1 protein-coding gene is annotated in these 1687 nt (G+C 45.1%); it reads left to right on the plus strand.

The window, feature by feature from the left end; translation table 11 throughout:
- Positions 1 to 169 precede the first annotated feature (169 nt).
- Positions 170 to 1555 carry a bacteriohemerythrin gene (locus A6A04_RS22045; RefSeq protein ID WP_082915105.1) on the plus strand — a complete coding sequence of 462 codons (1386 nt, stop codon included), beginning with the start codon at positions 170 to 172 and terminating at the stop codon, positions 1553 to 1555.
- The last annotated feature ends 132 nt before the right edge of the window (positions 1556 to 1687 follow it).

Consider the following 1687-nt stretch of genomic DNA (forward strand, 5'->3'; position numbering starts at 1 on the left):
ATCATCACGGTTCAAGCGACTGCCGCAGAAGCTACCGAATCCGCTGGTCAGGTTGCTGATGCTGCATCGGAATTGTCACGACAGTCTGAAAATCTGAGCCGCGAGGTCGATGGTTTTATCGCCCGAATTGGCGGGCGGTAATCGGCAGAGTTCATGGAGATTTTGCTGAATGACGGAAGCGTGCCAAATCGCTGGGTGGTCAGATGCGTTCTCCGTCGGGAATGCTGCGATTGACAGCGATCACAAGGCATTCTTTGAAATTGCCAATTTACTCAAGGGCATCATCTTCGAGGCGGCGGAAAGCAAGTTCGTAATCGAGAGTGCTTTGGCAATGCTCGAAGAATATGTCGCAGGGCACTTTCTCCGTGAAGAAAAGGCCATGGAAAAAATTGGCTTTCAACATTTTGAAGATCATCGTGCAAAGCACTTTGCCTTCAATCGCAAAATTAATGAGGTTATCAGGTTGTATCGTGGTGGAAGTTTGTCCGTTGCGGAGAAACTGCACGATCTTGTCCTTAAGTGGCTTGCAAGTCACATTATGAATGAGGACATGAAGTTCAGGTCACTGCTGACTGATGACGACGTTGATCAGAGACCGCTTGCGTATCTTGCCCTTGACGCTCTTGAGAATGAAGGACCGGGTACTGAAAAGTTGGCAGTTCCTACTGTCATCGTTCCCGCTAAACTGAAATTAGATTACTCTAAAATAACGGCATTGATTTGTGAGCCAAGCAGTACAATTCGATCTGGAATTCGATTCACACTGAATGAAATTGGAATTTCAAACATAGAGGAATCAAACAACTTTATCGCTATTGATGAATCGTGCCGAAATGGCGGCTTGCAAATTATAGTTATGGATGCAATGGTTTGTGGGAATGATTCTGCGTATTTTATTCGTCAAATCCGATCTATACAGACAAATTGCGACCCATTTGTGTTGACGGTGCTGCTGCTTTCATCAAGAGATGAGGCGGCTGTTCGCAGTGCGATGTCTTCAGGAACAGATTCTGTGCTTCTTATTCCATTCTCATCTGGTCAGTTAAGGGACCAGATTATTGGGCATGCGGAAAGGCGGAAGCCCTTTATCGTCACCCAAGATTATATTGGCCCTGAACGTCGAAATGAAAATCGCCCTGGCTGTGCATCAGCCCCACAAATCATTGTTCCGAATCCGGTCGAGGCATTAGGGCGAGGAATTTCGATAGAGCAATACGAATCCAGAAAAAATGAAGCCATTCAAGTTATCGTAAATTACCGTTTAAAAAGTCTTGCTGGAGCCATAGTTTTTGAATGTAACTCATTGGCAGCAGGTATGCGTGACGGAGTATCAACAAAGGAATCCACTTTTCGAAGTCTAACAAGACTCGAAAATATTTCTGATGAGCTGGCGGAGAAAATTCGAAAATTTTCCAGAGCGAAATCCTATTCAGTCGAAACCTTCCGAGATAGATGTCGGGAATTGAAGGGTAGGCTTGGAGAGATTGCTTACGTGGATATAGAAGAACTATCAGCCTCTGGCAGGAAGGTGTCGGAAAGCTATGCGTCACGCTGAAGTATTTAAATGCGACTGGAATAGATAATAATGACAATCTTAGCATCATCATCTTCAGATGTTAATGCACTCGTCGCCATTGAAAATACTGCGACCAGAAGGCTTATCGTTTCCGTTATGCGTGAGTGTGGC

Origin of the sequence: Paramagnetospirillum marisnigri (assembly GCF_001650715.1) — a bacterium.
GTDB lineage: Bacteria > Pseudomonadota > Alphaproteobacteria > Rhodospirillales > Magnetospirillaceae > Phaeospirillum > Phaeospirillum marisnigri.

What these genes read in the sequence shown, in the direction of transcription:
- A6A04_RS22045 (WP_082915105.1), top strand. Translation starts at nt 170, where the DNA reads ATGACGGAAGCGTGCCAAATCGCTGGGTGGTCAGATGCGTTCTCCGTC.